Below are 3,683 nucleotides of genomic sequence, written 5' to 3'. Positions count from 1 at the left end.
CCACCATAAAGTCAATGGCACAGGGCAGGTCAATGCAGCGCATTAGATCCGCCAGATATACCACCGCCCCTTTCAGCACCGTGACCAAAAGCAGGTTTTTGCCCTGGTAGTCCCGGGTGATCCGGGCGCCCATCTCGGCGCATTTGGCTTTCAGCTGTTCTTCGCTGAGCAGCACCTTTAGGATATCGTCTTGCTGGCTCATGCCATCCCCTCCACACTATGTTCTTTTTCCGGCCGTACCACCAGCAGGGTCCGAGTGGCGCCCGTGGGCGCAAGGCCTTGGGCAAAGCCCTGCCCCCAAAGCCATGCCACCTGGCTGCCTGCGGCAAGCAGCGGCAAAACGCTGCGCTGGGCAAGGGGCACGCCCAATTCGTTGTACAGCTTTTTCAGCGTTTTGCCCACATTCCGGCCCGCCGGGCGAAAAACATCCCCCGGCCGGCGGGTGCGCAGGCATAAGCTACCAGTTATTTTAGCATAATCTGCGCAATTGTTTAAGGCTTTTTTATCGGTTTGGGCAAATTTTATACTTTCTTCACATTCTTTGCCCTGTAAAAGCAGCAATTCCACCCGGTAACCGCCGGGCAGCCGGTAAACGCCGGGCGCAAACGGGGCCGGTTCAAAGGCGCTTTCCCGCGGCAGGGGCTCCTGCCAGAAAAGCAGGCCCCGCCCCGCCGCCAGCACCGCGCCCGGGGCAAGCTGCACCGCCCCCCGGCCGGCGGCCACCAGTCCTTCCAGGCGGGGCAGGTCCCCCTCGCGCAGCAGGCGGGCCCGCTCGGCCAAAAGCCGCAGGGCCGCCTGCCGTTCCACCGGGTCGGCGCCGGCCAGCACCGTCAGGTCATATCCCCCCGGCCGTGCGGCACACTCTAGTAAGTGTGCCCCCTGCCGGGCCAAATATCGCTCCGTTTCCGCAAGCCTTTCGCAAAAGCGCCCCAGGGCGCTCTGCGCCCCCGGGTTCACGCTCTCCAGCGCGGGCAGGGCATGGTGCCGGATGCGGTTGCGGGCATACGCGTCGGTGAGGTTGTCACCGTCCGTCACATACACAATGCCCTGCCGCCGGCAATACTCCTCGGCCTGGGCTTTGGTCACGCCCAGCAAGGGCCGCACAAAGGGCCCCCGCCGCGCCGGAATCCCGCAGGCTCCCTTCAGCCCGGTACCCCGCGCCAGCCGGAACAAAAGCGTTTCCGCCTGATCCGACAGGGTGTGCCCGGTGGCGATCTTTGCGCCGTTCTGCGCCGCCAGCCGCTCAAAATAGCCGTAGCGCAGCTCGCGGCTCCACTCCTCGCTGCGGTGGCCCACCGGCGCATCGGCGGCAAAGCGATGCAGCGTTACCCCGCGCGCCGCGCAGAACTCCGCCACAAACTCCGCCACCTCGCCGGATTCGGGCCGCAGGCGGTGATCCACGTGCACCGCCTCCACGCAAATGTCCAGCCGTTCCTTGTACCGCAGCAGAAATTGCAAAAGGGCCATGGAGTCGGCCCCGCCCGAGGCCGCCGCAATGACCCTGTCGCCGGGGCAGAAAAGGCCGACCTTCCGGGCAAAGGCCAGCACCGCCCCCTCAAATTCGTTATCCATGGCTGTAGTCCACATTCATGAACCGGGTGTGTGCGCCGTCCCAGCCAAGGTCCACCTTGCCCGTTTCGCCGTGGCGGTTTTTGGCAATGATGCACTCGGCCGTGCTGGAATCGGCGTCCTCCATGCTCTCGCCGCTCATGGAGGTATAGTACCCCTCGCGGTAGAGGAACAGCACCACGTCCGCGTCCTGCTCGATGGAGCCCGAATCCCGCAGGTCCGAGAGCTGCGGCCGGTGGTCCGAGCGCCCGCTGGCCTTTTCCGCCGCGCGGGACAGCTGCGACAGCGCAATGACCGGCACGTTCAGCTCCTTGGCCATGATCTTCAGGTTCCGGGTGATATCGCTGATCTCCTGTACCCGGTTCTCGGTGCGCCTGCCGCTGGTCATCAACTGTAGATAGTCGATCACCACCAACCCGATCTTGGGCCGCGAGGGATCCTGGTTCACCCTCCGGATTTTGGCCTTGATCTCGGGGATGGTAATGCCGGAGGTATCGTCCATATAAATGGGCACATCGTGCAGGATCTCCGAGGCATGGGCCAGGTCGTCCCAATCGGAGGCGGCCAGCGCTCCGGACCGGAAGGCGTGGCTGTCGACCCCCGCCTCGGCGGAGAGGATGCGGTTGGTGAGCTGCTCCTTGCTCATTTCCAAACTGAAAATCGCCACCGGCACCCGCTGCTTTTTCGCCACATTGGTGGCGATATTCAGCGCAAAGCTGGTTTTGCCCATGCCGGGGCGGGCGGCCAGGATCACCAGGTCCGAGCGGCCAAGGCCCGTCAGAATGGTGTCCAGGTAGGTAAACCCGGTGGGGATGCCGCCGTACTTGTCCTTGTCGGGGCCGCTGATTTTCTGCAGGCTCACCAGCGTTTCCACAATGGCAGCGGAAAGGCGGGTCAAAGCGCTCTGCTCCTGCCCCGCGCGGATGTCGTAAAGCTTTTGTTCCGCGCTCTCCAGCAAAAGGTCCGCGTTCGGTTCCTCGGTGCTCTGGCGCAGGATCGTTTTTGCGGCCTCCATCACCCTGCGCGCCACGTACTTTTCGTGCACGATGCGGGCATAGGCCGACACATTGCTGATGCTGGGCACGGTTTCGCCCAGGCGCGCTAAGTAGATCTTGGCCGCATCCGGGCTCTCGAACAAACCGTCGGCCACCACCGCGTCCAGCAGGGTGACCAGATCCACCTGCTCGCCCGCAGTGAACAGCCGCACCATCTGCGCAAAAATGCCGCCGTTCTGCTTGGCGTAAAACATCTCGGGCTTGAGGGTTTCCACAAGCTCGGGCAGCACCGCGTCGCTCTCCAGCAGGGCGGCGCCCAGCACCGACTGCTCGGCCTCCATGCTGTAGGGTTCGGCTACACCCAGCGTTTCCAGGTCAAAATTGTTCAGCTCCTGCATGTAACACCATTCCTCTGCCGTTTCTTGGGGCGGCAGCTAAAATTTTGTGTGGGCGCCGAGCTTACAGCTCCTCCACCTTCACCTTAAAGGCGGCGGTCACACCCGCGTGCAATTTTACTGCTGCGCTGTAGGTGCCGAAATCCTTGATGTCCCGCTCCAATTCCACCTTGCGCTTGTCGATCTCGGCGCCCGCCAGCCTGCTCAGCGCCTCGGCCACGTCCTTGGCGGTGATCTTGCCGAACAGCCGGCCGGAGGCGCCGCCCTTGGCTTTCAGGGCAACGGTCTTGCCCTCCACCTTGGCCGCCAGCTCCCGGGCCGCCGCCAACGCCTCGGCAGCGTGGTGCTCCCGCGCTTCGTTTTTGGTGCGGGCCATGTTCATGGCTGTGGCGTCCGCCGGCGCGGCCAGGCCGCGGGGAAATAAAAAGTTGCGGGCGTACCCATCCGAAACCTCATGAATCTCGTCTTTTTTACCGATGGTCTTCACGTCCTGCTTCAGGATCACTTTCATGGCTCTGTCTCTCCTTTATCCCTCCCGCGCCGGGCGCGGGGAACTGGTTACTTCTTGTTCTCGGCGGCGCCCTGGCGCTGCTGCGCCCGGTAAGCCGCCACCGCCTTGCGGATCAGCTGCTCGGCCTGCTCGATGCCCGTGTCCTTCAGTTGCGCGCCCGCCATGGTCAAATGGCCGCCGCCGCCCAGCATCTCCATCACCACCTGCACGTTC

Annotated in this window: 4 protein-coding genes; all 4 read right to left on the bottom strand. The window is 63.7% G+C overall.

All coding sequences use genetic code 11. From position 1 onward, the window contains the following. On the bottom strand, positions 1 to 202 hold a 202-nt coding region (locus ACMLHZ_RS15340; RefSeq protein ID WP_418668537.1), incomplete at its 3' end, for a phosphoribosyltransferase. After that, positions 199 to 1,572, bottom strand: a complete 1,374-nt coding sequence (tilS, locus tag ACMLHZ_RS15335; RefSeq protein ID WP_418668536.1) for a tRNA lysidine(34) synthetase TilS — start codon at positions 1,570 to 1,572, stop codon at positions 199 to 201. The genes ACMLHZ_RS15340 and tilS, both read right to left, overlap by 4 nt. Continuing rightward, the gene (dnaB, locus tag ACMLHZ_RS15330; RefSeq protein WP_418668535.1) at positions 1,565 to 2,962 is read right to left on the bottom strand and encodes a replicative DNA helicase; all 1,398 of its coding nucleotides are present in this window, start codon (positions 2,960 to 2,962) and stop codon (positions 1,565 to 1,567) included. Before dnaB ends, tilS begins: the two co-directional genes overlap by 8 nt. A gap of 61 nt (positions 2,963 to 3,023) precedes the next feature. Continuing rightward, positions 3,024 to 3,470 carry a 50S ribosomal protein L9 gene (gene rplI / locus ACMLHZ_RS15325; RefSeq protein WP_177561648.1) on the bottom strand — a complete coding sequence of 149 codons (447 nt, stop codon included), beginning with the start codon at positions 3,468 to 3,470 and terminating at the stop codon, positions 3,024 to 3,026. Positions 3,471 to 3,683: the final 213 nt, after the last annotated feature.

The organism is Allofournierella sp. (assembly GCF_048388525.1).
In the GTDB taxonomy this organism is placed as follows: Bacteria; Bacillota; Clostridia; order Oscillospirales; family Ruminococcaceae; genus BQOK01.
This window is presented reverse-complemented; position numbering and strand designations above follow the sequence as displayed.